This window comes from uncultured Sphingopyxis sp., from assembly GCF_900078365.1.
Lineage (GTDB): Bacteria > Pseudomonadota > Alphaproteobacteria > Sphingomonadales > Sphingomonadaceae > Sphingopyxis.
In genome coordinates, this window is sequence record NZ_LT598653.1 from 756790 (window position 1) to 782171 (window position 25382).

The following is a 25382-nucleotide window of genomic DNA, read 5'->3' on the forward strand; positions in this document are numbered from 1 at the left end:
ACACCGCCTTGAACTCCCTGAACGCACGGCAACCAAAATCGAACCCGCCGCCGGACGGGCGTGCCCCCCGGCTGTCTCGGACGACGGGTACCGCCCGAGGCAGTCGGCAATCGTCCACTACCGACGGGTGTCGGTCAGGCGAGCAGCCGCCTCAGGAAATAGATGCGGAAGAGGTCGAGCAAGGCCTCGGCGGTCTCATTGTCGTTCGCATGTGCGACGACCTGCAATCCGCCGTCGGGAGCGGGAGCATATTCGAATGGATGGAGGCCCGTCAGCCGCAGTGCGGCGGGGTCGAGCCCGTCGCGGCGGAGCGCGGCATGCGCGGCATCGTCGATCGAAAGCCCGATCCAGATTCCGGCGCTGCGCGCGGCGATATCCGAAAGATCGCCATGCTCGCTCGCAATCAACAGCTCGGCCCTGCCGTCCATTTCGATATCCCCTGATCCGCACTCGCCACGGTCGATGATCCGTACACAGCGGACCGCCCCGTCCGCGAATCCGGCCTGTCTTCTGCTCCACTTTGCTATGGCCGCACGAGTCTGGCCATGCCAATTTCGATGAAGCGTTCGGTAAAAATTCTTTAGCCGCTTCTCGCCTCCTTGCGCCGTCGGCGACCATCCCGGTGCCGGAGTGAGCCGTCTGGACGAGCGCGAAACCGCGCGCAACATCCACCCCGGCGCCTTTTCCCCGCCCGCTGTGCGGGCTCCTCGCGGCCCGCGTTCCGCGTCCAAAAAGCACCGTTCCGTCTGTCCTCCGCATATGCTGCGGCCCTGCGGGTACGCGCCGTTTCCATGACGCCCGTCCTCTCCCTGCTCACGCTCCGGGGATGGTCTCCGGCAGCGATGTCGGCGGCGATTGTACTTTCTTCGCCCGAGAGCCAGCTCCGCAACATGCCGATCTGCGCGGCGGCCACTCCGGTCGCCCGTGTGGAGGCGTGCTCGTGCTCACGTCTCCTCGGGCATGCGGAAAGATCATCTGCGCGAGCCGGCACTCCGCCAGTGGCGTGGTCGAGCCGAATATGGCCCTTCCGACTGCGCGCCGTTCCCATCGGTGGCGTACCGTGATAGACCGCGCCGCGCGGCCTGAGGCGGTGGTCGCCAGCGCGAGCAGCACGGCTCGATCGCTGCGAGCAGCAGTTCGTCTTTGCTCCAGAAATGCTCATAGAAGGTCGATTTGCCGATGTCGGCGCGCTCGCGAATATCGGCAATCCGGATCGCCTCGTAGCGCCGCTCCGCGAGCAGGCTTGCCAGTGCGTCGATCATTGCGGCTCTGGTACGCATAGTACGGGGATCAGTGGGCAGTCGCCCCTGCATGACGTGGGTATAAGGCATAGATGCTTGAAAGGGGACAGGCGGTCGGCATGAGTGTCCCAGACTATCTGGCATCAATGTCCGCGACGGCTTCGTCGCGCCGCTTTCCCGCTCGCCAGCGCACCCGATTTGCGCAAGACCGGAAGCAGGAAATAGCGGAATCCAGCCATGCCAACCGATCATCATGCCGTCGCGATCGTTCCGACCACCGACCTCGACGAAAGCGAAGCCTTTTACGCCAGACTCGGGTTCGATGTCGCGAGCGACTATGGTCACTATCGCATTCTCGACGACGGGCGTGGCTGGCGTCTTCACCTGGCGCACTTGTCAGGCTGGCCGAGACGGATCGAGGACAATCCGTTCGGTATCTATCTCTATGTCGACGATACCATCGCGGATCGGGTGCGCGACCTCATTATCGAGAGGGGCAGCCCTAATGCGAAACCCTGAGGCACTTACGAGTTCGCGGTGAGCGATCCGAGCGGGCTGCTCGTACGGACTGGCTGGGTCGTCGCCGAGGATTGAGGCTCCGGCGAGGGCGGCGATTGGGTCAGCGCAGCTCGATGGCGGCATCGACCTCGACTGCGCACCCGAACGGGAGCCTGAACACGCCGACGGCGCTTCGCGCATGCCGGCCGCTGTCGCCAAGGACCTCCGCCATGAGGTCCGAGCAGCCGTTGGCGACCTGGGGAATGGCATCGAACCCGGGGGCGGCCTGAACGAACACGCCAAGTTTCAGCAGACGTCCGAACCTTGCCCAGTCGCCTTCGCAGGCGGCCCGAAATTGCGCGAGAAGATTGAGGCCGCACAGATGTGCCGCGCGCACCGCAGCTTCGACGTCGATATCGCCGCCAACATCGCCCTTGATCGCCTCGCCGGCGAGGGAGGACAATTGTCCTGAGATATGAACGATCGCACCCGACTGGGTGAAAGGGACGTAGTTCGCCACCGGGGGCGCTACATCGGGTAGCGTCAGGCCCAGTTCCGCGATCCGGCGTTCGATGCTCATATAGTCTCCGTTCTTCAGATGATCTGGGCGAGAAAGGCCCGTGTGCGGTCGTGGCGGGGGTCGGCGAAGAACGCACCGGGTGCATTGACTTCGAGGATCTGGCCGCCGTCCATAAAGACGATCCGGTCGGCGACCTGCTTGGCGAAGCCCATTTCGTGGGTGACGCACAGCATCGTCATGCCCTCTTCGGCGAGGCTAGTCATAATATCGAGTACCTCCTTGACCATTTCGGCATCGAGGGCCGAGGTCGGTTCATCGAACAGCATGACCTTGGGCGCCATGCAGAGCGCGCGGGCGATCGCGACGCGCTGCTGCTGGCCGCCCGAAAGCTGTCCGGGGAACTTGGCCGATTGCTCCGGTATCCGCACCCGGGCGAGGAAGTGACGCGCGGTCTCTTCGGCTTTCTCCCGGCTGTGGCCCAGAACCTTCATCGGTGCGAGGGTGCAATTGTCGAGGATCGACAGATGCGGGAAGAGATTGAACCCCTGGAACACCATGCCGACATCGCGGCGTACCTCGTCGATCGATCGCATGTCGCGGGAGAGGCGTGTGCCATTAACGCTGATTTCGCCCTCGTCATGCGTCTCGAGGGCGTTAATGCAGCGGATGAGGGTCGACTTGCCCGATCCCGAAGGCCCGCAGATGATGATCTTCTCGCCGGCTTGCACCGACAGGCTGACGTTTCGCAGAGCATGAAAATCGCCGAACCATTTATGGATGCCCGATAGGCTAACTGCGGCGGACGGCATGAGGTTGTCGGTCACCGGCGCACTTCCTTTGTCATCTGGCGCTCGATCCAGCGCGAATATTGCGAAATGCCGAAACACAGCAGGAAATAGATACCGGCGATGAAGAGATAGGTTTCGGCGAACGGCGCCGGCCATTCGGGGTCCGCCAGCGCCGCCCGGCCCGCGCTCATCAGGTCGAACAGGCCGACGACGAGAACGAGGCTGCTGTTCTTGATAACGACGACAACGGTGTTCGTGAGCGGCGGGATCACGTTGCGGATCGCCTGCGGCAGCACAACCTGCCGCATGGCCGCTCGCCACGAAAAGCCGAGCGCTCTCGCGGCTTCCTCCTGGCCCGGACCGACGCCCTGCAACCCGCCGCGCACGATTTCGGCGAGATAGGCGGAAGAGGCGATCGTCATCGCCGCGATGGCTCGCACCAGCTTGTCGATCGTCACTCCGTCCGGAAGCATGAGCGGGAGCATCAGCGCCGCGATAAAGAGCAGGCTCAGCAGTGGCAGCGCGCGGATCAGCTCGATATAGCCGGTGCAGAAAAGCCGGACGAACGGCATCCCGGATCGCCTGCCGAGGGCCAGCAGGACCGCGAGCGGAAATCCGGCGGCGAGCGAGACGATCGTCACTATCAGCGTGATCGGAAGACCGCCCCAGGCGGTGGTGGGCACCTCTTCCAGGCCGAAGAATCCACCGCGCATGAGCGCGAGCCCGGAGAATATGCCGGCCAGCCACGCCCATCCGGTCCGCGCGGTCCAGTTGCGCGGCGACAATGTCGCCAGTGTCAGGGCAAAGACGATGCCGATCAGTACCACCGGCCGCCATTGCTCTTCCGGCGGATAGATGCCGAAAAGGAGGAGGCGGTATTTCTCGCGGAGGAACGCCCAGCAGGCGCCGCCCGAACGGCAGGCCTCGCCGTCGCCGCTCCAGACGCCGTCCACAAACGCCCAGGTGACGAGCTGGGGCACCGACCAGAGTAAGAAGAGCGCAATCGCGACCGTCGTCACGCTGCTGAGCAGGTCGCAGAAGAGCGCCTTGTTCCATGGGAGCTTCTCGCGCTCGGGTGCCAGGCGCTGCGGTTCGGCCGCGAGGCTGAGAAAGGGTTCGACGGGGATCATCGGGTCACCAGAGCGAGCTTGCGATCGACCCGGTTCATGGCCGCCGATAAGAGAAGGCTGAGGAAGAGAAAGCTCGTCATCAGAATGACCACGCCCTCGACCGCCTGGCCGGTCTGGTTGATCGTGGTCGCGGTGACGAAATTGAGCTCGGGATAGCCGACGATCATCGCGAGCGTGCTGTTCTTGATGATATTGATATATTGGCTGGTCATCGGCGGTATGATGATGCGCAGCGCCTGCGGCAGGATGATTTCGTGAAGCGTCTGGCGCTCGTTGAGGCCGATGGCGCGTCCGGCCTCCCACTGTCCGTGCGGCGTGGCGTCGATCCCGCCGCGAATGATTTCCGCGATGAAGGCGGTCGAATAGACCAGCAAGCCTAGCAATATGGCGATGAACTCGGGCGTGATCGTCATGCCGCCGGTGAAATTGAAATGTCCGAGCGAGGGCATTTCAAGCGCGAACGACGAAGCAAGCGCGCCCATGGCCGTCAGTAAGCCAATCAGGCCGAGGCCGGCCCGCGCGAGCAGCGCGTCGCGCGCACCTTTCCGCCACCAAGCCGCCGCGGAAATTCCGGCGACGAGAATGAGGCCGAGCATGAGCCAGTGCGGCTCGCCCGCTGCAAGGCGCGGCAAGTAGAAGCCGCGGTCGGAAAGATATACGCCCGGCAACGGGTTGAGCGCGGCGGCGGACCGGGGAAGCCCGAAGATGATGATGCTGTACCAGAAGAGCAGCTGGACGATCAGCGGCGTGTTGCGCACGACGTCGATGAAGGCCGAGGACAGTCCGAGGGCGAGCGGGTGGTTCGATCGCCGTGCGAGCGCGAGCGGCAGGGCAAGGCAGGTCGCGATCAGGATCGTGATCGCCGAGATGAAGAGCGTGTTGCCGATGCCGGCGAAGAAGGCCCACGCAAAGCTGTCGCTCGGCGCATAGGGAAGAATGCTTTCCGAAATCGGGAAGCGCGCCGAGCGCTCGAGGAAATCGAACCCCATGGTGATGCCCCGGCGCGCGAGATTCGTGGCCATATTGTGCCAGACCCATATCGCGGCCAGCAGAAGCGCCGCGACGAGCGCGGCCTGATATCCAAGAGTGCGTATCCAGCCTGTCGGCCGGCGCCGGGCGCGCGCGGGCTGCCGCATCAGAAGAACTCGATCGGGACCATAAGCCCGCCATCGCGTTGCAATCGGTTGAGGCCGCGGTCGATCTTCAGCTTGCTGTCCTTGCCGACGTTGCGGTCATAGACTTCGCCGTAATTGCCGACTTGCTTGACGATCCGGTAGGCCCATTCCTCGTCGAGGCCGAGCGCCTTACCATTGCCCTTCTCGACGCCGAGGAAGCGCCTGATGGCGGGGTCGTCGGATTTCCGCATCGCGTCGACATTCGCTTGAGTAATACCGAGATGATCGGCGGTGATCATTGCCTGGATAGTGAATTTGACGATGTCGAACCATTGATCGTCGCCATGCCGCACGGCCGGCGTCAGCGCGCTGATCTGGTCGCTGGCGGGAAAGATGACATAGTCGGCGGGGTCCGGGGCTTCGGTCGCGCGGACCGACTCGAGAGCCGATGCATCGGTTATGACCGCATCGCAGCGACCGGAGAAAAAGGCCTGACGAGCCGCTTGGCCGCTCTCGAACGACACGGCACGCAGTTCGAGTTTCAGCTTCCGCGATATGTCGGCGAAGGTGACTTCGGGCATCGACCCCGACTGGATGCAGACCGATGCGCCCTTGAGGTCCTCGACGCGGGACACGCCCGCCGAGCGCGGCACCATGAAGGCGGTATAGTCATAATAGTTGGGGAAGGTGAAGTTCACGCCATTGGCGTCGCGCAGCAGCGTCCAGGTGGTCGTTCGCGGCAGGGCATCCACTTCGCCGGTCTGGAGCGCGATAAGACGTTGCTGGCCCGACAAGGGCACGAAACGGGCCTTCTCCCGGTCGCCTAGAACGGCCGCCGCGATGGCGCGGCAGGTGTCGACATCGAGGCCGCGCCAATAGCCCTTTTCGTCGGGCGCGCCGAAGCCGACGGTACTTTCGGTCGCCCCGCAGCGCAGATAGCCGCGTTCCTGCACCGCCCCCAGCGTGCGTCCGGTGGTGGCGCGTTGGGGATCGGCGGGAGAGCAGGACGCAAGGCCTGCCGCCGCCAGCATCGCCGCGACCATGAAGCGGGACCGCATGATCGGCCCTCAGTCCGATGCGCCGGACGCGGAGGCAGAGCCGAACGTGTCGAAGATCGCCGCAAGATCGGCCCATAGATCGTCGGGATGTTCCAGTCCGATGCTGACGCGCAGCATCATGTCCGACTTGCTGTCGCGCAATGTCCGGTCGCCTTCCACCGACATCGGGGCGATCAGGCTGCGCGTGCCGCCCCAGGACGAACCGATTGCGAAGGTTTTGAGCTGGCCGAGTGCTTTCGCCAAATCCGCCTCGGCTTCGGCCGTGATGATGATCGTGAAGACGCCGCTCGCGCCGGAAAAATCCCGCCGCCAGCTTTCATGACCCGGACAATCCGAAAGCGAGGGGTGAAGCACCTGCCGGACGCCCGGCAGGTCGACGATGCGTCCGGCGAATTCCTCGGCGACCTGTCCGACGTGCGCGAGCCGGACGCCTATCGTCTCTATCCCGCGCAACACCATCGAACAGTCGTCGGGCGATACACCCATGCCGATCATGCGCCCAGTATCCTTGAGCCGCGTATAAAGGTCGATGTCCTTGACCGAGACCGCGCCCATCAGGATGTCGGAATGCCCGCCGACATATTTGCTCAGCGCCTGCATGGAGAAATCGACGCCATGGTCGAGGGGTTTAAAGAGGAGCGGCGTCGCCCAGGTATTGTCGCAGCCCGTCAGGACGGAACGCGCTTTCGCTGCCGCGACGATGGCGGGGACATCCTGAAACTCCATCGTCGTCGAGCCGGGCGATTCGGTCCAGATCAATCTGGTCCGGTCGTCGATCAATTCGGCAATGTCGCCGCCGATCAGCGGATCGTAAACCACATGGTCGATCCCGCGCGCGGCCAGATATTGCGCGCAGAATATCCGGACCGGGGGATAGACGGTGTCGGGTATTAACACCTTGTCGCCCGGTTCGAGAACCGCGAGAAAGACGATCGTGATCGCGGCCTGGCCCGAGGGAAGCAGGACGGTCCGTTCGGCATGTTCGAGCGCGGAAATCTGGGCCTCGAGCGTCTTCGTCGTCGGAGTTCCATGCAGGCCGTAGGTGTAGCCGTCGGGACCGCGATGCTTGCGGTTCGCATAGGCTTGGGCGTCGTCAAATATGATCGACGATGCGCGATAGGTTGGTACGGTCAACGTGTCGAAGCCTTTCAGCGACACCATAGGATGATGTACGACACGAGTCAGGTCTTTCATGGTCAGTTAGTCTTTCTTTGTGGAGCCCTGATCGTGGCCGTCCGCAAGTAGAAACTCAAATTACGATCCCGCACGGAACTATACGTGAATGTTATAGGATGGGAGAAGGCGGAGCAGGGTATAAGGTTTTTGCATAGACCCGTGTTATCCTCGAACTTGATTTGTTGGCGTTTCAATCGCGAAGATTGCAGCGTGGAAAAGCCGGCGTTCATTCGCCTGCCTTTGACCATTCTGGACACTAGGGTTGAAGGGCTCGACGATGCTCGAAGCAAAATCACTGCGGAAAGAATATGACGGTCAGGTGGCCCTCAAGGGTCTCGACCTCAAGATCGACAAGGGAGAAATCTATTGCCTGCTCGGCGCCAATGGCGCCGGCAAGAGCACGACCATCAACCTCTTCCTCGACTTCATCGAACCGACGTCGGGCGAAGCTCTGGTCGATGGGCTGAACGTCAAGGACCATCCGATCGAGACGAAAAAGGCGCTCGCCTACATTCCCGAGATTGTCATGTTATACCGCAACCTGACCGGTCTCGAAAATCTTCGTTATTTCAGCGGTCTCGCGGGCCACGAGCATTATAGCGACGGCGATCTGCTGGCGTTCCTCGACCGCGCGGGATTGCCTAAGGATGCGCCGAACCGCCGCGTCGGTGGCTATTCCAAGGGCATGCGGCAAAAGGTCGGCATCGCCATCGCGCTCGCCAAGCAGGCGAAAGCGCTGCTCCTCGACGAACCGACCTCGGGCCTTGATCCCAAGGCATCGAACGAATTCTCCGACCTGCTCATCCAGCTGGCCGGCGACGGCGTCGCGATCCTGATGGCGACCCACGATCTCTTTCGCGCCAAAGAAAGCGGGACGCGGGCGGGCATCATGCGGCGCGGCGAATTGGTGACCGACCTGTTCACCGCCGAGATCGGACACGCCGATCTTGAAGCCCTCTATCTCAAATATATGCACGATTGAGGTCCGATATGATCTGGCACATCGCCCGCAAGGAATTCACCGAGATCACGCGCGACGGCCGCTTTTTGTGGACCGCGCTGGTCATCATGCTCCTCCTGATCGTTTCGCTCGGGGTCGGGGCGCAGCGCTATTCGGAAGATCGCGCGTTGCGCGAAGCTGCGACGAGCGAAGCCCGGCAGCAATGGCTCACTCAGGGCGCACAAGGGCCGCATACTGCGGGCCATTATGGCGTCTACGCCTTCAAGCCCGCGACGCCGCTCGCGCTCTTCGATCCCGGCTACAATGATTATACCGGGACCATCCAGTATCTCGAAGCGCACCGCGAAAATCAGGCGGGTTACAAGCCCGCTTCGGACTCGACGGCCCTCCAGCGCTTCGGCGACCTTTCGGGCGCGATGGTGCTGCAGATGCTCGTGCCGCTGCTCATCATCCTGCTCTGCTTCGGCATGGTATCGGGCGAGCGTGAAGACGGCACCTGGCGCCAGCTCCTCAGTATCGGCGTCAAGCGGCAGACCCTTGTTGCGGGCAAGGCCACCGGCGCGGTGCTCGCGGTCGGAGCGGTTTTGTTGCCCGCGCTCATCGCGGGCGGTATCGCCGCGGCGATGATGGCCGGAAGCGGCGATGTGCACGAGATGATCGACTTTCCGTCGAAGGTCGTGACACTCCTGCTGCTCTACCTCGTATTCTTCGCGATCTTCGTCTGCCTGGCGCTGACGGTGTCGATCTACGCAAAATCCTCGGGTGGCGCGCTGACCGGGCTGATCGGCTTCTGGATCGTCGCGGGACTCCTCATCCCGAGGGTCGCGACCGACGTCGGCAAGCGAGTCTATCCCACGCCGTCGGCCTTCGAGGTGCAGGCGGCGATCGAGGCCGGCCGAGAGAAGGGCCCCCACGCGCACGAACCCAACCACCCGAATTACAAGGCTTTCAGCGCGGAGATGCTGGAGAAATATAATGTCGATAAGGTGGAAGACCTACCGTACAATTTCCTCGGCCTCGCGCTCCAGCGCGATGAAGAGGTCGGCTTTGCCGTGTTCGACAAGGAATATGGTGGCGTCCGGCGGCTCTACGAGCAACAGGATAAGGTCCAGCAATATCTGTCGCTGATCTCCCCCTTCATCGCGATCAAGAATCTGTCGGCTGCATTGTCGGGAACCGATGTCGCCTTCTCGAACGATTTTTCGGAAGCGGGCGAAGGCTATCGGCGGAACATGATCCGTGTTCTCAACGAGGACCTGATGAAGAATGCCAAGGGCCTGTCGAACTATTCGGCGGAATGGAGCTACAAGACCGACAAGAAGCTCTGGAGCCGCGTACCGCCGTTCGATTTCGATCCGCCGGGCATCGCCACGATCCTCGGTCGCAACATCTTCTCGATTGTCGTGCTGCTGGCGTGGCTTGCCGCAAGCTTGGCGCTCCTGCGCCGTGCGGCCCTTCGCGCCCGCATCGACTCCTGATCCACCGGCAGGCTGGAGACATAAAATGATAAAGCGTATCGTCAAACATGAGTGGATGGTGCTCTCGCGCGAGAAGATCCTCTACATCGCTCTGCCGATCTATATTATTCTGATTGCTTATGGCGTGTTCAACGGCACGCAGTGGAAGAATTTTCTTCAATCCAACACCGCCGAGGCCGTCGCGCTTGCCGACAAGGGCATGGAGTCGAAGCTCGCCAAGATCGACCGGCTCGAATCGGGCGCGGATCCATACAGCTTCAACGAGGATCCGCGGGTCGCGGCCGCTCTCGCACGCTTCAAGGGATATGAGTTTGCCGCGAAAATCCCGTCATCGGGCGCCGCGATCGCAATCGGGCAAAGTGATGTCCTGCCATCCTATCTGAAGGTCCAGTGGCGGCCGATGTTCAAGCAACCGAACACGGACGAGATCGAGAATCCGAAGAATCTCGCGGTCGGCGCCTTCGACCTGAGCTTCGTTCTCATCTATCTCTATCCGCTTCTGATCATCGCGCTCAGTTACAATATTCTCTCGTCGGAACGTGAGAATGGCACGCAGGCGCTGCTGCTCTCCCAGCCGGTATCGGTGCGCCAGTTCGTGCTCGGCAAGATCGTGCTTCGCGGCAGCATCGTGATCGGCATCGCGATGGCCATTTCGCTCGGCGGCTTGCTGATGATGAACCCCGACATTCTGTCGGGGGGGCAAGGATGGCGCGTTCTCGCCCTTGCGACCGTGCTCTTCCTCTATGGCGTTTTCTGGTTCGGTCTGTCCGTCTTGGTGAATGCGTTCGGGAAGAAGTCGGCAACCAACGCGCTGGCGCTCATGGCGGTGTGGATCGCTCTCGTCCTCATCATGCCGGCGAGCCTCAATATCATCGCGAAAGGCTTGCATCCCCTGCCGTCGCGGATCGAGATGGTGCAATCGATGCGCCGGGCGGATCGCGTCGCCGAGAAAAAGGATAATTTCCAGAAAGTCGATCGATCCGACTTGCTTCGCAAGGGCGAAGAAGAAGCGGTCGTCGCCAGCACGAACGACTATTTTGCGAAGATTTTGCCGGTCGAGGCAAAGGCGGAAAACATGGCGGCCCCGATCTTCGTCAAATTCCAGGAGCAGCGGCAGGCCCAGCAGGGTTTTACCGAACGGCTCAAATTTCTGACCCCGGCGGCCGTCGCGCAGCTCGCGCTCAGCGACCTCGCCGACCATGGCGCGCAAAGCTATGACGACTTTAACACGCAGGTCGAGCGCTACCACCAGAAATGGCGCGCCTATTTCCTGCCCGCGATCGTCGACAACCGCTTGCTGACACGCGATGAAGTGAAGAATATCCCGCGGTTCGAATATGCTCCGGAAGCCGAAGGCGTGGTCTTCGGACGGTTCTCGCTCAACGCGATCGTGCTGGCATTATTCGCGGCCATCGCGCTGACGGCAGGCTTCATCCGGCTGAAGAAATACCCGGCCGCCGGTCGCTAAAAGAGAAGAAGGGCACTCCTTTTGGGCTCCATCTCCGACCCTCGGCATAAGGGGGCGGGGGTGGAGTTCTTTATGCCGAGGGACTGTTACGCCGCGCCGCGTTCAGCGCCGCCACAAATTCGCGGACGAGGCGGGCACGCTGTGCGTCGGGGCGGTAGAGAATGAAGGTCTTGAAGTAGACCGCCGGTTGATAGGGTTTCAAGATCAGGCCGCGTTGCTGATATCCGTCGGCCGACAGCGGGTTTACCAGCCCGAGCCCCACGCCTTCGAGCGCGAGCGCGCAAACCGTCGCCGACGCGGGCGTCTCGATGACGATCTGGGGCCGCGAATTGACCGCGTCGAAGGTTTCCGAGAGGCGCGCTCTGGCGCGGTCGTCGGGCGCGAGCGCAATGAACGCCATATTGTGCAAATCCTCCGGTCCGACGACGTCGAGATGACGGAGGGGATGATCGGCCGGCATCGCGCAGACTGCGCGAACGCTCGTGAAAACGCTGTGATCGACACCAGAAAGGTCGACTTCGTCGGCAGCGAGGCCGATGTCGAAGCGCTTGTTGGCGACATGGTCGCGTACGTTCGACGACGACAGGATCTGCAACGTGATGGCGATGTTCGGATTGGCTTCGCGAAACTTGCGGATTGCACGGGGCACGAGCGTCGATCCGAGCGCCGCGAGGCTCGCGATCTTGAGACTGCCCGAGCCGAAATCACGAATGCGCGCGGCCGCGGCGCGAAGGCTGTCGAGGCCGGTGAACGCCGTCGAGACATCCTCGAAAAACATCTGCCCTTCGGGAGTGGGGACGAGACGGCCCTTCACACGGTCGAACAGCGAAAAGCCGACGCGAAATTCGAGTTCGGCGATAGCGCGGCTGACCGCAGGCTGGGTGATGTTGAGCAGCTCCGCCGCGCGTGATGCGGAGCCGCTGATCATAAGCGCCCTGAAAATTTCGAGTTGCCGAAACTGCATTGCGGGCTCCTATAATATTGTTTTCTACCAAGCCGCCATCTAAGGCATCGACCTTCTACATATCAGCCTAGCAGATTGTAAATCATGCGGGAAAAGCCGGGATCTCGGAATCTGTGTAGAAATCGAGACACTATAAGATATGTGCATAGACTCGTACAGTTCTGTGAATTGTATTCGCACCCCTTTTACCACAGCTTCGGTATCGGGCAGGGTAAAGAGAAAGTTTTCCGAGGCCCAGCCGAAACCCGAGCGCTCAATGCGCCATGAAAGAGGGGCCACGCAATGATCTACCCGTTTGAACGGAATTCCATCCGGAAGCTCCTCGGTTCCGCGAGCGCGTTCGGGCTCGGCCTGGCGCTCTTGCCGGCGGTAGCAGCGGCGCAAGAGGTTGCGCCGCAAGCGGAAGAGAAGTCGCCGGCCAGCGACACCACCATCATCGTAACGGGAACGCGCCGGACCGGCGTGACGGTCGCGGATTCGCCGACCCCCATCGATGTGGTCTCGAGCGAGCAGCTGACACGCCAGGCAGCCACGGACACCAACGACCTCCTCCGGGTTGCGGTCCCGTCACTCAACGTCACCAACTTCACGACCGCCGGCTATGCTTTCGCCATTCGCCCCTTTTCGCTGCGGGGCCTTTCCCCCGACCAGACGCTCGTGCTGGTGAACAGCAAGCGCCGCCACCGGTCGGCGGTTGTCCAGCTCAGCCGCCTGCCACTGTCCTCGGGCGCGCAGGGACCCGACCTGTCCTTGATCCCCAGCATTGCGATTGCCCGGGTCGAGGTGCTGCGCGACGGGGCAGCGGCCCAATATGGTTCGGATGCCATCGCCGGCGTCATCAACTTCCAGCTTCGCGAGGACGATGGCGGCATCCAGCTCGACGCCAAATATGGCCAATATTATGAGGGCGATGGCGAAAATTACGATATCCAGGCGAATGTCGGCCTTCCGCTCGGCGAGGGCTTCATCAACGTCAGCGGCCAATATTCCGGAAATGAGCACACCTACCGGGGCACGCAGCGCCCCGATGCGGCGGCGATCGCAGCCGCAACCGGCGGCACCATCGCCGATCCCGCACAGCCGATTGGCGATCCGAAGAACGAGCTGGCATCGCTGTTCGTCAACAGCGAGATCCCGCTCGGCGAGAGCGTGACGCTGTACGGCTTCGGCAATTATGCTTGGCACGATTCCCTAGCGACTCAATTTTATCGCGTGCCGGGCGGGCCGAATATTCGCAATTCGATGTACCGGTCGATCCCGCTGACGACGACGCCGGGGGGCGCGCGTTTTTCCTTCGCGACGCTCTATCCCGAGGGCCTGCTGCCGACGCAGCGCTATGTCGTTCAGGACCAGAGCGTCACGGTCGGCGTGCGCGGCGATATCGCCGAGGGCCTGGACTACGACCTCAGCGGCAATCTCGCCAAGGACTCGGCGAAGATGAGCGTGTTCGACACGATCAATCCCTCGCTCGGCCCGACGGCGCCGACATCCTATTATGTCGGCACGCAGATACAGAAGGAGGAACAGCTCCACGCCGACTTCGTTTACGAATGGGCGAAGGGGCCCTTTACAGAGCCCGTCACTTTCGCCTTCGGCGCGGAATATCGCCGCGAGACCTTCATCATGCGCGCCGGCGAACCCGATTCCTACCGGGCGGGCCCGTTCGCGCGCGTCTATGATCCCGACGCGCCGGGTTCGACCCCGGCGACGCCGGTCTATGTCGGGCTCGAGATCGGAGCCAGCGCCTTTCCCGGCATCCAGCCGGCACAGGCCGGCAAGTGGAGCCGGTCGAACAAGGCTTTTTATGGCGACGTCGAATTCGAGCCGCTAAAGGATCTGTCGCTTGGTTTCGCGGGCCGTTACGAGCATTTCTCGGACTTCGGCGGAACCTTCAACTGGAAGGTGTCGGGCCGGTTCGAGATCGTCGACGGCCTTGCGCTGCGTGGTTCGTACAACACGGGTTTCCGCGCTCCGACCCCGGGCCAGTCGCATGTTTCGGCGCGATCGACGAGCATCGATATTCCCACCGGCGAATTGCGAAACGTCGCGACGGTGCCCGTCGATACGCCGGTGGCCGCCTATTATGGCGCAACTCCGCTCCGGCCTGAAAAGTCGAAGAATTTCTCTGCCGGCGCGGTCGTCGATCTCGGCGCCGACTTTCTGTTCACGCTCGATTATTTCCACATCAAATTGCGCGACCGTATCGGCGTGACCTCCAATATTCCGATCAGCGCTGCCGATCGGACGGCGCTGACGGCGCGGGGTATCGACGTCAGCGATCTCAACGCCATCGCCTTTTTCACCAACGCCTTCGACACGACGACCCAGGGTTTCGACGCGGTCGCGTCGAAGAGCTTTCACTGGGGGGATGTTCGCTTCGATGTGAACGGGGCGCTCAATTATACGAAGACCGATCTCGACCGCATCACCTTTCCCCTTGCAGTCGACCGCGAGCGCAGCGTCGAGATCGCAAGCTATTATCCCAAGTGGCGCGGTACGCTGACGGGCGTCGCCCAGAAGGGCGCGTTCTCGGTCATGACCCGGCTCAACTATTACGGCAAATATACCGATGCCGTTGCGAACGTTCCGGATGCCGCTTCGTTCGATCAGACTTATGAGGCCGAACTTCTGGTCGACCTCGAGCTGCGCTACGAACTCAATGACAATTTCGAACTGGCCATCGGCGGCAGCAATATCCTCGACAATTATCCTGGGAAGGAGCGGATCCCCGCGATCAAGAATTTCGGGTTCATCTATCCGATCAACTCGCCTTTCGGCTTCAACGGCGGCTCCTGGTACGCACGGACCCGGATCAAATTCTAAGGTCCCGAGGCGGATCGGCGGGGTCCGATCCGCCTCGGGATCTCAGCAGGAACGACGCGCCACGATCCCGTCGATAAGCTGCGCGATGCGGATGTCGCGTTCGGATACGCCATCCGCATCGTGCGTGGTCAGCCATATGTCGAGGCGGTTGTAGACATTGCTCCACTCGGGGTGGTGGTCGGCCTTTTCCGCCTCGATCGCGATATGTATCATCAGGCCCATGGCTTGCGAAAAGTCGGCGAGACGCAGCGACCTGAAAAGCGCGCGCCGTTCGCTGTCGTAGCTCCAGTCCGGAAGGCAGGCGAGCGCAGCAGTGCGCGCCGCCTGTCCGAGCGCCTCGATCTTCACGGGCTCAGCCATTGTTCGTCACTGGAATGATCGCGCCATTGATGGCGCGGGCCTTGGGGCCGACGAGGAAGGCAATCACCTCGGCGATCGCGGCGGGGCTCGTCCAGTCAGCCGGATCGGCCTCGGGCATGTCGGCGCGGTTGCGGGGCGTGTCGATGATCGCGGGCGCAACCGCGTTGACGCGGATAGCGCGAGGTTTCAGCTCTTCGGACAGCGCCTCGACGATGCGCGCGATCCCCGACTTGGCGGCGGCATAGGGCGCCATTCCGGCCTTGGCGGATCGTGCCGCGGCTGCGCCGACGCACAGGATTGCGCCGCCGTCCCGCAAATGCGGGGTTGCTGCCCGGATGACGTTGAGCGTCGTTCCGATATTGGCGGCGTGAAGCGACCACCAGTCGTCGGGGGTCGAATCTGCGACAGTTATCCAGTCGAAGGCGCCGACCAGGTGGACGACGGCGTCGAGCGGCCCCGCTTTGCCGAGACGCTCTTCGATTGCTGTGCGGGTCCGCTGCGGATCGCCAAGATCGACCGCGAGCAACCGGATTTCTTCGGTTCCCGGAACGGTCCCGTCTTGCTGGTCGATCGCAATCAGGTCGCCGCCGCGGCGATGAAGCGTCTCGACGACGGCGCGGCCGAGAATGCCGGCGGCACCGGTAACCAGGGTATGCATGACTGTCCCCCGAGGCTGAATGGATTCGAAATAGGATGCGGGCCGTCCCGTCAGCTTGCTGGTAGGACGATCGCCTGGCAGCTGCCGAGCCCGATCGCCGCGAAACCCGGCGCATGTGCCGACGCCTTCATGATGACTTCGTCGCCGTCTTCGACGAAGCAGCGCTGCTCGCCGCTCGGGAGGATCATTGGATGTTTCCCGCCGTCCGAGATCTCGAGCATGCTGCCGAACCCCTCGCGCTCGGGCGCCGAGATGGTGCCGGTGCCGAGTAGATCGCCCGGCTTGAGATTGCATCCGTTCGATGCATGATGAGTGAGGATCTGATGCACCGTCCAGTACATGCTCGTCGCGGGGCCCGTGCTCAGGCGATGCGCGGGCTGGCCTGCTGCACGCATGGCGGCGGTCCGGATCCATGTCTCGAGTGTGATGGCGAAAGCGCCATGTGCCTGATCGGCCTCATCGAGCAAATAGGGAAGCGGCGCGGGATCGCCCGCGGGGCGCGGCGGCTGCGCGATCCTGTAGGGCGCAAGCGCTTCTGCGGTGACAATCCAGGGCGAGATGGTCGAAGCGAAATTCTTGGCCAGGAAGGGGCCCAGCGGCTGGTATTCCCAGGCCTGGATGTCGCGCGCCGACCAGTCGTTGAGCAGGCTTAGCCCGGCGAAATGGCGGTGCGCGCTGCCAATCTCTACAGGGTCGCCGAGCTTGTTGCCGGCGCCGATCCACACGCCGAGTTCGAGCTCATAGTCGAGCCGCGCGGTGGGCTCGTAAACGGGTGACTCCTGGTCCGGTAACTTGCGCTGGCCGCGCGGTCGGCGAACCGGCACGTCCGATGCGCGGATCGACGACGCGCGGCCGTGATAGCCGATCGGGACATATTTATAATTCGGGAGCAGCGGATTGTCGGGGCGGAACAGGCGGCCGATATTGTTCGCATGATGGATGCCGACATAGAAATCGGTATAGTCGCCGATCCGGGCCGGAACGTGCAAGATGCAGTCGCTCGACGGGAACAGCTTATTCTCTATGCCCGGCCGATAATCGGAATCCGACAGAAGCTCGCTCAGCCGGCGGCGAAGGGCGCGCTTCTGCAGCGCGGGAAGGCCGAGCAGGGCATTGACCGAGGATCCGCTGCAGGCCGAGGCGATGATGTCGTTGAAAAAGCCTGCATCAGCGCAGGCGCGCAGGTCGAGGATCGCGTCGCCGATCGCGACGCCGACACGCTCGCCGCGATCGAACGGCGAAAAGAGCCCAAAAGGCAGATTCTGTACCGGGAAATCCTCATGTCCGTTCGCGCTTTCGACCCAGCTTGTTCGCGCCGGATCGTGCGTCTCGTCGGTGGTCCACCAGGTCATGCGTTCGTCCTCTCGCGGGCTGCGGCGAGCGGCCCGTTCCTTTGAGCCCTTGAGGGAATGATCAGAAATGCGGGGCGAGTGCGGCGACGAGGACGGGGACCGTCCTTGCCGACAGGCCTGCGATATTGATGCGGCCGTTGCCCGCCATATAGATGCCGTGTTGGTCGCGGAGCTGCGCGACCGCTTCGGGCGCGATCGGCAGCATTGCGAACATGCCGCGCTGGTCCCCGATAGGAGCGAGGCGCGGGTGCGCGGCGGCGAGCGCCCCGCGAAGACCATTGATCCGCGCGCGCATGCCGGCGAGTTCGGTCTCCCAGTCGGTGCGCAGGGCTTCGTCTTCGAGGATGGTGCGCACGATGGCCGCGCCATGGTCGGGCGGCATCGACCAGAGGCTGCGCGCCAGCGTCAGCATGTTCGCGCGCACCAGCGCATTGACGCCGGCATTGGCCGACTGGATCCAGAGCGCACCGACCCGGTCACGGTAGAGCCCGAAATTCTTGTCGCAGCTATAGGCGAGGATCGCGGTCGGCAGCGCCTCGAAGATCCTGCGTGTCGCCGCGGCATCCTCGGCGAGTTCGTCGCCGAGCCCCTGATAGGCGAGGTCGACGAAGGGAATGAGACCGCGGGCTTCGCAGAGGGCCGCGATCGCCTGCCATTCTCCGGTCGAGAAATCGGCGCCCGACGGATTGTGGCAACATCCGTGCAGCAGGAGGACGTCGCCCGGGCGTGCGTTGTCGAGTTCATCGAGCATCGAGGCGAAGTCGATGCGCGACCGCTCGATATCGTAGAAGCGGTGGCTCCGCGTCCGAAGCCCGGCCTCTCCAAAGATCGGCGCATGATTGGGCCAGGTCGGCGCCCCGATCCAGACCGTGGCACCCGGATGCGCGCGGGCGAGCAGTTCGGCGCCGAGACGCAGCGCACCCGTGCCGCCGGGTGTCTGGACGCCGGCCGTGCGCTCATGGTCGATAGCGCTGCCAAGAACGACCTCGGCGAGGCGTTCGGCGTAGAGCATATCGCCTTCGGCACCGAGATAGGATTTGCTCGCCTGCGTCGAGGCAATATGCGCCTCGGCCGCCTTGACCGCGCGCATCACGGGGGTGGCCTGCATGTCGTCGCGAAACACGCCGACACCGAGATCGAGCTTTTCCGGGCGCGGGTCGGCCCGGTGCAGCGCGATCAGGCCGAGAAGCGCATCTGCTGGTTGATCGATAAGGTTGCCGAGCGGCAGCGGCGTCGGGGCAAGCAGCTCGCTCATGCGTTCGCAGCCTGCGCGCGCGCATAGGATTGGGTACCGCGCGTGTAGATCTTGTCCTGGGCGAGAAGCGCGTCGACCTCGATGTCGCTTTCGGCTTCCAGCTCGCGGTATAGCGGTGCGAAATCGGTCTCGACCGTCCGCTTCAAGAGATCCTCGAAACTGTCGATCACGAAATAGCTCTGCTGATAATCGTCAATGCGATATTTGGTGCGCATCAGCCGCTTCAGGTCGAACCCGATGCGGTTCGGCGAAGCGCTGTCGAGAGCATAGATGGATTCGCCATAGGAGGAGACGATGCCGGCGCCATAGAGCTTGAGCGCGTCATTCTGGCGGATCAGGCCGAACTCGACCGTATACCAGTAGAGCCGGGCGAGATGATCGATCGCGCCCATTCCGTCGGCCCTAAGGCCGCCCTCGCCATAGGCTTGCATATAATCGGCGAAAACCGGGTTCGCGAGCAGCGGGACATGACCGAAGACGTCGTGGAAGATGTCGGGTTCCTGCAGATAGTCGATCTGCTCGGGCGTACGGATGAAGCGGCCCGCAACGAACCGGCGGTTTGCGAGATGCTCGAAGAAGAGGCGGTCGGGAACGAGGCCGGGCACCGCGACGACCTGCCAGCCGGTAGCCTTCATCAGACGCTCGGACAATTCTTCGAAATCCGGGATACCCGGCTTGGTCATCCGAAGCATGTCGAGGCCGTCCATGAATTCGGGGACGACGCGGTCGGGCAGCATCTTTGCCTGTCGCTCGAAAAGCCTGTCCCACATCGCATGTTCGGCCGGTGAGTAGGCGTCCCAATCTTGCGGGATCGTCCAATCTTCAGCGGCGCCTTCGGGGCGTTCGAGTGTCATTTGTGCCATGCGCAGCTTTTTGCACGAATGCACCGAAAAATGATTTCAATTGCGGCAGACTATCCACTAATTATGAAATAGAATTATCTAGATGGTGCAGATTATGAAATACGATCGACAAGTCGATGCGATAGACAAAAGAATCATCGCCGCCCTCCAGGAGGATGGGACGATCACCCATGGCGAGCTAGCCGATCGGGTTGGGGCATCGAGCGCTTCCTGCTGGCGGCGGATCAAGGCGCTAGAGGCGGCGGGGGTTCTGCTAAAAACGGTGCGGCTCGTCGCGCCCGAAAAGATCGGCCGCGGGGTGAATGTGCTCTGCAATATCCGGATGCGCAGTCACGCCAGCGATGCGCGCGGTGCGTTCGAGAGCTTCGTGGATAGCCGCCCCGAAATCATCGAATGCTTTTCGATGTCGGGCGATTGGGATTATCTTCTGCGGATCGTCGTGGCCGACGTCGCCGACTATAATCACTTTCTCATGGAAACCCTGCTCTCGCACAGCTCCGTCGCAGGCGCCTCGTCGCATTTCGCCTTGTCCTTGACGAAATATACGACGGCCATGCCAGTCTAGGCTCAGGACCTATTAATTGCTTGCGCTATGGGTGAGGGATTGATTCACTGTGGCATCGGGAGGTGCTGTGGGTGAGTGATCTGTGGTTGCTGAGTGAGGCGCAGATGCGCCGGATCGAGCCGTATTTTCCGCTGTCGCACGGGATACCGCGAGTGGATGACCGGCGGGTCGTGTCGGGGATCGTGTACGTGATCCGCAACGGGCTGATGTGGCGCGATGCGCCCAAAGGCTATGGGCCGCATAAGACGATCTACAACCGCTTCATCCGCTGGAGCCGACTGGGGGTGTTCAACCGCATCTTCGCCGAGCTGTCGGGCCGCGCAGGCGATCCGGAGACGATGATGATCGACACGACCCATCTCAAGGCGCATCGGACCGCCTCCAGTCTGCTCAAAAAGGGGCTCTTCCCCGATGTATCGGCCGCACCAGGGGCGGCCTGAACTCCAAGCTCCATGCCGTATGCGACGGCCAGGGCCGGCCGGTCCTGCTGATGCTGACCGCCGGCAACGTCAGCGACCACAAGGGCGCCGATGCCCTGGTCGACCACCTGCCCCGCGCTAAAACCCTGATCGCCGACAGGGGCTATGACAGCGACGCCTTCCGATCACGCCTGGCGGCCAAGGGTATCAACGCCTGCATCCCGCCGCTCAAGCACCGCAAGCGGCAGCACCCTTACGACAAGGCGCTCTACAGGCAGCGCCATAAGGTCGAGAACCTCTTCGCCCGCATTAAGGACTGGCGACGCGTCCACACCAGATACGACCGATGCGCTCACACTTTCCTCTCCGCCATCGCCCTCGCCGCAACCTGCCTCTTCTGGTTGCCTCAATGAGTCCTGAGCCTAGCCCTGCACCTCGACGGTCATCGCATAGGATGCGCGGCGTTCGGGCGCGGCATCGGCGGGCGGCGGCGCGGGGGGCTGGCCTTCGGCTGCGGGCGGCGCGCGGCGATTGCCAATGCTGACGCTGACCCAATACATGCCCGCTTCGGGCCAGGTGAAGCTCACCTTGCCTTCGGCATCGGTCTTGGCGTCCATCTGCTTGATGTCCTGGCGGTAGCGGATGCCCCCGGGGATCGCGACGACGTCGAGACCCGCGGCGGGCTTGCCGTCAAGGAGGAACTGGAAGGTGGCGGGCTCGTCGACCGCAAGGTCGTTGGGGTGGGTGACGGGGATCATCTCGATACCCTTGCCAGTCGCCTTGAAGACCGTCGTCGTCGGTTCGCCGGCGGTAACGAAAGTCTCGATGCGGTTGTTCGCTTCCGCAGTCTGGACGTCGGTCGCGCCCGCCGGGATCGCGGCGGCGAGCGTCGCGGGGGTAGTGCCGCGCGGCAGCGTCTTCTTCTCGCCGGTCAGCATATAGCTGCCGAAGATCATGTCGTTGTCGACGCTGAGCTTGTAGGTGCCAGGCTTGGTGATCGGCACGTCGAACACCTGACGGAGCTTGCCGACCATGCGGTTCTCGACCGGCACGATGCTGCCGTCCGGAGCGGTGACGATCGCATCCCAGGGTTGGCCGGGATGGTCATAATAATAAAGGTCGGTCGAGTTGGCGGCGTCGACCGTCAGCCATTCATTGCCCGCGCCTGTGAACATGGTCTCGGAGGGCAGCAGCCAGGGACGCGCCTGAACGGTGCCGGGAAGGACGAGGCTGGCGCTCGCGGCGAGTGCGAGGAGGGTCTTGCGGATTGGGGTCATGTCGATCCTCCTTTTAGCGGCGCACGGTCACCCCGACGGCGTCGAGTTCGAAGCTGCCCTTGGCGGTGCCGCCCTTGCCACCGCTTGCGGTGACGCTGAAGGGGACCTTCACGACTTCGCGGCCGCCGCCTTCGCGCGCCGCCTCGACGACCAGCGAATAGCTGCCTGCCGCGAGGGTTGGCATCCCGCCGCGACCCGCCGTGAAGCTGATCTTGTGGGCGCCCGGCGCGCGGGTCGCGCCGGTCACCCCATTGGGCGGGGCCGGCGTCGTACGGCCGACCGTCCGCCACCATTGGCGCATGTCGCGCAGCCATTTGATGCCGGCATTGTTCTTCTTGCCGGTGTCGTACCAGACGTTGATTGTCTTCGCGGGCTTGCCCGCCTGCTCGATCCAGATTGCGACATAGGGCTTGTGATATTCGGCGACGGTGAGCCGGGGGAGGGTGACCGACACGTCGAGCGTCTGTGCCCCGGCGGGTGCGGCGATCATCCCGGCGGCGCCGAGCGCCGCAGCGGTCAGGACAAGCTTCGGCTTCGTTTCCATAAATTCCCCCGGATGTCGGTCGATTCGTTACACGGCGTTATCGCGAACGATCCGCAATTGCAATTACACGCAGCCCGATTTTCATCGGCGCGGCCAGTCCGGGTGAAGCTCGTCGATGACATAAACATGCGCCGCCGCGCCTTCGGCATGGCCTTCGCGCAAATGCGGATGATCGGGAGGCAGGTCGCCATGATCGTGCTCAACGACATCGGGGTCTTCGCGCGGCCAGATGCGCCAGGCAACAAGCGTCCCTGCAAGCGCAAGTACCGCGCTCGCGCCGAGCGCCGCGCCCATGCCGACACGCGCGCCCACCTGTCCCGCAAGCGGGTAGGCGATGAGCCAGCAGACATGGCTGAGCGCGAACTGTGCGGCGAAGAGCGCGGGGCGATCCTCGGTGCCCGATGAGCGGCGGAGCAGGCGGCCGCCGGGGGTGATGCTCGCGGCGTAGCTCGCGCCGAGCACCAACCACCCGAGGAGAACGACGGGCCAGAGGCGTGAGGCTTCGCTGACCGTCCACGCGGCGGTAAGCAGCGTGAGGAAGATCGTCATTGCAGCCGCGGCGGCGAGCATGACGGTGCGGTCGGCGATCCGGTCGAGGATGCGCGGGAGGAGCAAGGCGGCGAGCATCGAGCCCCCGCCAAACGCCGCGAGCGTGATCGCGACCTCGCTCTGACCGAGTCCGAGCGCGCCGCGCACGAGCACCGGCGTGTTCACGATCACCATCGCGCTGGCCGCGGCCGCCGCCAGCGTCACCGCCAGCAGGCCGCGCAGTCGCGGGGTCTTGAGATATTGGCGCGTCCCGCGCGTCGTCTTGTCGTAGATGCTGCCCTGCTGCGGCGAAGCGGCGGCGCGCGGCAGCGTGACCGACAGGACGAGGAGCGCCGAGGCGGCAAAGCCGATCGCGGTTCCCGAGAAGAGCCAGTGGAAGTTCATAATGCCCAACAATGCCGCGGCGAGCACGGGGCTGACGAGGCTTTCCAAATCGTAGGCGAGGCGCGAAAGCGACAGGGCGCGCGTATAATCCTTCTCTTGCGGAAGCACGTCGGGGATCGTCGCCTGGAAGGTCGGCGTGAACCCCGCCGAAGCCGACTGGAGGATGAAGATCAGGATATAGATCTGCCATATCTCGTCCACGAAGGGCAGCAGCAAGGCGACGCCGCAACGGATCACGTCCATCGCGACGAGGAAAGCCTTGCGCGGCAATCGGTTCGCATAGGCGCCGACGACGGGCGCGACGCCGATATAGGCGATCATCTTGATCGCCATCGCGGTGCCGAGCACCGCGCCTGCGTCGGCTCTCGCAATCTCATAGGCGAGCAGCCCGAGCGCAACCGTTGCGAGGCCGGTGCCGACGAGCGCGACCACCTGCGCGAGGAAGAGATGGCGATAGGTGCGGTCGGCGAGGACGGCGAGCATAAGCGTAACCTTCGGAATGGACTGCCTCCGGCCGGATTGTCCAGCCGGAGACTAGCAGGGGAAAGCCGCCGCGTCAGACGACGCGGCGGATGTCGGTATAGGCACCGTCGGTGCGCAGCGTGATCGTCACCGGCACGCCCGAGCGGTTGCGCCAGAACCATCCGTGCTTGCCGTCGAACGCGGCGACGAGTGTGCCGCTTTCGCCGGTCGATTCCTTGCCCTTGCCATAGCCATGATAGGCGACGCCCGGCGCGTCGGCGTGAGTGTCGAAATTGACATGCCCGCCCTCGACGCTCCACGCGAATTTGACGCTTGCGCCCTTCGCCATCACCGCCTTGATCTCGGCACCTTGGCCGGGTGCAAGCGTAACCTTCGTCGTGTCGGTGCGCGTTGCCGCGCTTTTTGTATCGGCAGGCTGCGGAGCAGTGGGAGTAGAGGCCGCCACCGTTGCTGGCGCCGCGGCTTCCATCGCGGCATCGCGCGCCGCCTCCTCGGCGAGCTGGAGCTTGATCTCGCCCATCTGGGTGAGGCCGAGCGTGCGGCCGACGCCGGTCGGGTCGATCGCATATTCGCTCGGCAGGATGACGGCGACGAGGATCGCGCCGGCGGCGACCGCCGCAAACGCCGTCGCGCGGATGAGTTGCCCGGAGGTGGGGAGATCTTCGGGGCGGGGGCGTTGGGAATTGAACATGATGATGATCCTTTGAGTTAGCTGATGGCGAAGCCGGCAAGCTGGTAGCCGACGAGCAGGAAGCCCGCGGTCATCAGCAGCGTGTTGGCGGCGAATGCGTGGCGCATGAAGCTAGGCGTCCGGCGCCAATATCCCATGAGGATGAGGATCGCGCCGAGCGCGAGCAACTGGCCGATCTCAACCCCGATGTTGAACGCGATGAGATTGGGAATGAGGCCGTCCTGGGCGATCTCGAACTCAATGATCTTGGTCGCGAGCCCGAAGCCGTGGAAGAAGCCGAAGATCAGCGTCGCCGCCTTGGTATTCGGCTGGAACCCGAACCAGCGCTGAAACGCACCGAGATTGTCGAGCGCCTTGTAGACGACCGACAGGCCAATGATCGCGTCGATGATATAGGCGTTGGCGCTGATTCCGGTGAGAACGCCGAACAGCAAAGTCGTCGAATGGCCGACCGCGAACAGCGTCACATAGATGCCGACGTCCTTCAGCCGGTAGAGGAAGAAGATGACACCGAAGAGGAAGAGCAGATGGTCGTAGCCGGTGACCATATGCTTGGCGCCGAGATAGACAAAGGGCCAGAAGAGGATGCCGCTGCTTTCCTGGATATATCCCTTGTCGCCCTCGGCGACATTATGCGCTGAGGCTTCGACGCCGAGCGCAAAGAAGAGAAGGATAAGGCTCGCCGCGAGGAGCAGCGTGCGCGTGGCGCTGCCGGGTGGAGCGATCGCACGGGTAATCATCATAATCTCCTGAGAAATCTGG

General features: G+C 63.1%; 26 protein-coding genes. 7 read left to right on the top strand and 19 right to left on the bottom strand.

The window, feature by feature from the left end; all coding sequences use genetic code 11:
• Positions 1 to 134 precede the first annotated feature (134 nt).
• The gene (locus QZL87_RS03350) at positions 135 to 428 is read right to left on the bottom strand and encodes a hypothetical protein (protein ID WP_295323734.1); all 294 of its coding nucleotides are present in this window, start codon (positions 426 to 428) and stop codon (positions 135 to 137) included.
• Positions 429 to 971: 543 nt separating this feature from the next.
• A complete protein-coding gene (locus QZL87_RS03355) occupies positions 972 to 1262 on the bottom strand; it encodes a helix-turn-helix domain-containing protein (RefSeq protein WP_295323735.1) in 291 nt (96 codons plus the stop codon).
• 216 nt (positions 1263 to 1478) lie between these two features.
• Here QZL87_RS03355 and QZL87_RS03360 point away from each other — a divergent pair, with 216 nt between their 5' ends.
• Complete coding sequence (locus QZL87_RS03360; RefSeq protein WP_295323736.1) at positions 1479 to 1760, top strand: glyoxalase; 282 nt, start codon at positions 1479 to 1481, stop codon at positions 1758 to 1760.
• Between the two features lie 100 nt (positions 1761 to 1860).
• On the opposite strand, the gene QZL87_RS03365 is transcribed toward QZL87_RS03360, so the two are convergent.
• The 6 genes from QZL87_RS03365 to QZL87_RS03390 all read right to left on the bottom strand — a co-directional run bounded on the left by QZL87_RS03365 (position 1861) and on the right by QZL87_RS03390 (position 7544).
• Entirely contained in the window at positions 1861 to 2319 is a 459-nt protein-coding gene (locus QZL87_RS03365) for a RidA family protein (protein ID WP_295323738.1), read from the bottom strand.
• 14 nt (positions 2320 to 2333) lie between these two features.
• The gene (locus QZL87_RS03370; protein WP_295327146.1) at positions 2334 to 3068 is read right to left on the bottom strand and encodes an amino acid ABC transporter ATP-binding protein; all 735 of its coding nucleotides are present in this window, start codon (positions 3066 to 3068) and stop codon (positions 2334 to 2336) included.
• 11 nt (positions 3069 to 3079) lie between these two features.
• Positions 3080 to 4177 carry an amino acid ABC transporter permease gene (locus tag QZL87_RS03375; protein ID WP_295323740.1) on the bottom strand — a complete coding sequence of 366 codons (1098 nt, stop codon included), beginning with the start codon at positions 4175 to 4177 and terminating at the stop codon, positions 3080 to 3082.
• Positions 4174 to 5199 (bottom strand): ABC transporter permease subunit, encoded by a 1026-nt coding sequence (locus QZL87_RS03380; RefSeq protein ID WP_295323742.1) that lies wholly within the window; start codon positions 5197 to 5199, stop codon positions 4174 to 4176. The genes QZL87_RS03375 and QZL87_RS03380 overlap by 4 nt, the downstream gene beginning before the upstream one ends.
• A gap of 113 nt (positions 5200 to 5312) precedes the next feature.
• Positions 5313 to 6350 carry an amino acid ABC transporter substrate-binding protein gene (locus QZL87_RS03385; RefSeq protein WP_295323745.1) on the bottom strand — a complete coding sequence of 346 codons (1038 nt, stop codon included), beginning with the start codon at positions 6348 to 6350 and terminating at the stop codon, positions 5313 to 5315.
• Positions 6351 to 6359: 9 nt separating this feature from the next.
• Entirely contained in the window at positions 6360 to 7544 is a 1185-nt protein-coding gene (locus QZL87_RS03390) for an aminotransferase class I/II-fold pyridoxal phosphate-dependent enzyme (protein ID WP_295323748.1), read from the bottom strand.
• Positions 7545 to 7845: 301 nt separating this feature from the next.
• Between QZL87_RS03390 and QZL87_RS03395 the strand changes: the two genes are divergently transcribed.
• Genes QZL87_RS03395 through QZL87_RS03405 form a run of 3 tightly spaced genes read left to right on the top strand, consistent with a single transcriptional unit; the run spans position 7846 to position 11433 of the window.
• The gene (locus QZL87_RS03395; RefSeq protein ID WP_295323750.1) at positions 7846 to 8508 is read left to right on the top strand and encodes an ABC transporter ATP-binding protein; all 663 of its coding nucleotides are present in this window, start codon (positions 7846 to 7848) and stop codon (positions 8506 to 8508) included.
• Between the two features lie 8 nt (positions 8509 to 8516).
• Positions 8517 to 9965: an ABC transporter permease subunit gene (locus QZL87_RS03400; protein WP_295323753.1), complete on the top strand. Its 1449-nt coding sequence runs from the start codon at positions 8517 to 8519 to the stop codon at positions 9963 to 9965.
• A gap of 25 nt (positions 9966 to 9990) precedes the next feature.
• Positions 9991 to 11433 carry an ABC transporter permease subunit gene (locus QZL87_RS03405; RefSeq protein ID WP_295323755.1) on the top strand — a complete coding sequence of 481 codons (1443 nt, stop codon included), beginning with the start codon at positions 9991 to 9993 and terminating at the stop codon, positions 11431 to 11433.
• A 70-nt stretch (positions 11434 to 11503) separates the two neighbouring features.
• Here QZL87_RS03405 and QZL87_RS03410 read toward each other — a convergent pair whose 3' ends face one another.
• A complete protein-coding gene (locus tag QZL87_RS03410; RefSeq protein ID WP_295323757.1) occupies positions 11504 to 12397 on the bottom strand; it encodes a LysR substrate-binding domain-containing protein in 894 nt (297 codons plus the stop codon).
• A 282-nt stretch (positions 12398 to 12679) separates the two neighbouring features.
• Between QZL87_RS03410 and QZL87_RS03415 the strand changes: the two genes are divergently transcribed.
• Positions 12680 to 15220, top strand: coding sequence for a TonB-dependent receptor (locus QZL87_RS03415; RefSeq protein ID WP_295323759.1), 2541 nt, complete (start codon positions 12680 to 12682; stop codon positions 15218 to 15220).
• A gap of 42 nt (positions 15221 to 15262) precedes the next feature.
• Here the strand turns inward: QZL87_RS03415 and QZL87_RS03420 are convergent, their stop codons facing one another.
• The 5 genes from QZL87_RS03420 to phhA all read right to left on the bottom strand — a co-directional run bounded on the left by QZL87_RS03420 (position 15263) and on the right by phhA (position 19708).
• Positions 15263 to 15580: a 4a-hydroxytetrahydrobiopterin dehydratase gene (locus QZL87_RS03420; RefSeq protein WP_295323761.1), complete on the bottom strand. Its 318-nt coding sequence runs from the start codon at positions 15578 to 15580 to the stop codon at positions 15263 to 15265.
• Complete coding sequence (locus tag QZL87_RS03425; RefSeq protein WP_295323764.1) at positions 15573 to 16238, bottom strand: SDR family oxidoreductase; 666 nt, start codon at positions 16236 to 16238, stop codon at positions 15573 to 15575. Before QZL87_RS03425 ends, QZL87_RS03420 begins: the two co-directional genes overlap by 8 nt.
• 50 nt (positions 16239 to 16288) lie before the next feature.
• The gene (gene fahA, locus QZL87_RS03430; protein ID WP_295323766.1) at positions 16289 to 17590 is read right to left on the bottom strand and encodes a fumarylacetoacetase; all 1302 of its coding nucleotides are present in this window, start codon (positions 17588 to 17590) and stop codon (positions 16289 to 16291) included.
• 61 nt (positions 17591 to 17651) lie between these two features.
• Positions 17652 to 18845: an amino acid aminotransferase gene (locus QZL87_RS03435; protein WP_295323769.1), complete on the bottom strand. Its 1194-nt coding sequence runs from the start codon at positions 18843 to 18845 to the stop codon at positions 17652 to 17654.
• The gene (gene phhA / locus QZL87_RS03440; RefSeq protein ID WP_295323772.1) at positions 18842 to 19708 is read right to left on the bottom strand and encodes a phenylalanine 4-monooxygenase; all 867 of its coding nucleotides are present in this window, start codon (positions 19706 to 19708) and stop codon (positions 18842 to 18844) included. Before phhA ends, QZL87_RS03435 begins: the two co-directional genes overlap by 4 nt.
• 82 nt (positions 19709 to 19790) lie before the next feature.
• Between phhA and QZL87_RS03445 the strand changes: the two genes are divergently transcribed.
• Both QZL87_RS03445 and QZL87_RS03450 read left to right on the top strand, forming a co-directional pair.
• Entirely contained in the window at positions 19791 to 20273 is a 483-nt protein-coding gene (locus tag QZL87_RS03445; protein ID WP_295323774.1) for an Lrp/AsnC family transcriptional regulator, read from the top strand.
• Between the two features lie 71 nt (positions 20274 to 20344).
• Positions 20345 to 21105 (top strand): IS5 family transposase gene (locus tag QZL87_RS03450; RefSeq protein WP_295323776.1). Its coding sequence is split into 2 segments (ribosomal slippage): positions 20345 to 20678 and positions 20678 to 21105, totalling 762 coding nucleotides; the frame shifts between segments, so codons are not numbered across the junction.
• A 9-nt stretch (positions 21106 to 21114) separates the two neighbouring features.
• Here QZL87_RS03450 and QZL87_RS03455 read toward each other — a convergent pair.
• The 5 genes from QZL87_RS03455 to QZL87_RS03475 all read right to left on the bottom strand — a co-directional run bounded on the left by QZL87_RS03455 (position 21115) and on the right by QZL87_RS03475 (position 25363).
• Positions 21115 to 21969, bottom strand: a complete 855-nt coding sequence (locus QZL87_RS03455) for a DUF4198 domain-containing protein (protein WP_295323778.1) — start codon at positions 21967 to 21969, stop codon at positions 21115 to 21117.
• Positions 21970 to 21982: 13 nt separating this feature from the next.
• The gene (locus QZL87_RS03460) at positions 21983 to 22513 is read right to left on the bottom strand and encodes a DUF2271 domain-containing protein (RefSeq protein WP_295323780.1); all 531 of its coding nucleotides are present in this window, start codon (positions 22511 to 22513) and stop codon (positions 21983 to 21985) included.
• 81 nt (positions 22514 to 22594) lie between these two features.
• A complete protein-coding gene (locus QZL87_RS03465; RefSeq protein WP_295323783.1) occupies positions 22595 to 23929 on the bottom strand; it encodes an MFS transporter in 1335 nt (444 codons plus the stop codon).
• 73 nt (positions 23930 to 24002) lie between these two features.
• On the bottom strand, positions 24003 to 24620 hold the full coding sequence (locus tag QZL87_RS03470; protein WP_295323786.1) for a transmembrane anchor protein: 618 nt from the start codon (positions 24618 to 24620) through the stop codon (positions 24003 to 24005).
• Positions 24621 to 24637: 17 nt separating this feature from the next.
• Positions 24638 to 25363: a HupE/UreJ family protein gene (locus QZL87_RS03475; protein ID WP_295323789.1), complete on the bottom strand. Its 726-nt coding sequence runs from the start codon at positions 25361 to 25363 to the stop codon at positions 24638 to 24640.
• Between the last annotated feature and the right edge of the window lie 19 nt (positions 25364 to 25382).

Excerpts from the sequence above, each read along its gene's own strand:
- QZL87_RS03410 (WP_295323757.1), bottom strand. The coding sequence starts at position 12,397 with ATGCAGTTTCGGCAACTCGAAATTTTCAGGGCGCTTATGATCAGCGGC.
- QZL87_RS03355 (WP_295323735.1), bottom strand. The coding sequence starts at position 1,262 with ATGATCGACGCACTGGCAAGCCTGCTCGCGGAGCGGCGCTACGAGGCG.
- QZL87_RS03470 (WP_295323786.1), bottom strand. The coding sequence starts at position 24,620 with ATGTTCAATTCCCAACGCCCCCGCCCCGAAGATCTCCCCACCTCCGGG.
- QZL87_RS03415 (WP_295323759.1), top strand. The coding sequence starts at position 12,680 with ATGATCTACCCGTTTGAACGGAATTCCATCCGGAAGCTCCTCGGTTCC.
- QZL87_RS03425 (WP_295323764.1), bottom strand. The coding sequence starts at position 16,238 with ATGCATACCCTGGTTACCGGTGCCGCCGGCATTCTCGGCCGCGCCGTC.
- QZL87_RS03465 (WP_295323783.1), bottom strand. The coding sequence starts at position 23,929 with ATGCTCGCCGTCCTCGCCGACCGCACCTATCGCCATCTCTTCCTCGCG.
- phhA (WP_295323772.1), bottom strand. The coding sequence starts at position 19,708 with ATGGCACAAATGACACTCGAACGCCCCGAAGGCGCCGCTGAAGATTGG.
- QZL87_RS03365 (WP_295323738.1), bottom strand. The coding sequence starts at position 2,319 with ATGAGCATCGAACGCCGGATCGCGGAACTGGGCCTGACGCTACCCGAT.
- QZL87_RS03435 (WP_295323769.1), bottom strand. The coding sequence starts at position 18,845 with ATGAGCGAGCTGCTTGCCCCGACGCCGCTGCCGCTCGGCAACCTTATC.
- QZL87_RS03380 (WP_295323742.1), bottom strand. The coding sequence starts at position 5,199 with ATGGCCACGAATCTCGCGCGCCGGGGCATCACCATGGGGTTCGATTTC.
- QZL87_RS03375 (WP_295323740.1), bottom strand. The coding sequence starts at position 4,177 with ATGATCCCCGTCGAACCCTTTCTCAGCCTCGCGGCCGAACCGCAGCGC.
- QZL87_RS03350 (WP_295323734.1), bottom strand. The coding sequence starts at position 428 with ATGGACGGCAGGGCCGAGCTGTTGATTGCGAGCGAGCATGGCGATCTT.
- QZL87_RS03400 (WP_295323753.1), top strand. The coding sequence starts at position 8,517 with ATGATCTGGCACATCGCCCGCAAGGAATTCACCGAGATCACGCGCGAC.
- QZL87_RS03405 (WP_295323755.1), top strand. The coding sequence starts at position 9,991 with ATGATAAAGCGTATCGTCAAACATGAGTGGATGGTGCTCTCGCGCGAG.
- QZL87_RS03370 (WP_295327146.1), bottom strand. The coding sequence starts at position 3,068 with ATGCCGTCCGCCGCAGTTAGCCTATCGGGCATCCATAAATGGTTCGGC.
- QZL87_RS03475 (WP_295323789.1), bottom strand. The coding sequence starts at position 25,363 with ATGATGATTACCCGTGCGATCGCTCCACCCGGCAGCGCCACGCGCACG.
- QZL87_RS03455 (WP_295323778.1), bottom strand. The coding sequence starts at position 21,969 with ATGACCCCAATCCGCAAGACCCTCCTCGCACTCGCCGCGAGCGCCAGC.
- QZL87_RS03420 (WP_295323761.1), bottom strand. The coding sequence starts at position 15,580 with ATGGCTGAGCCCGTGAAGATCGAGGCGCTCGGACAGGCGGCGCGCACT.
- QZL87_RS03445 (WP_295323774.1), top strand. The coding sequence starts at position 19,791 with ATGGTGCAGATTATGAAATACGATCGACAAGTCGATGCGATAGACAAA.
- QZL87_RS03385 (WP_295323745.1), bottom strand. The coding sequence starts at position 6,350 with ATGCGGTCCCGCTTCATGGTCGCGGCGATGCTGGCGGCGGCAGGCCTT.
- QZL87_RS03390 (WP_295323748.1), bottom strand. The coding sequence starts at position 7,544 with ATGAAAGACCTGACTCGTGTCGTACATCATCCTATGGTGTCGCTGAAA.
- QZL87_RS03360 (WP_295323736.1), top strand. The coding sequence starts at position 1,479 with ATGCCAACCGATCATCATGCCGTCGCGATCGTTCCGACCACCGACCTC.
- fahA (WP_295323766.1), bottom strand. The coding sequence starts at position 17,590 with ATGACCTGGTGGACCACCGACGAGACGCACGATCCGGCGCGAACAAGC.
- QZL87_RS03460 (WP_295323780.1), bottom strand. The coding sequence starts at position 22,513 with ATGGAAACGAAGCCGAAGCTTGTCCTGACCGCTGCGGCGCTCGGCGCC.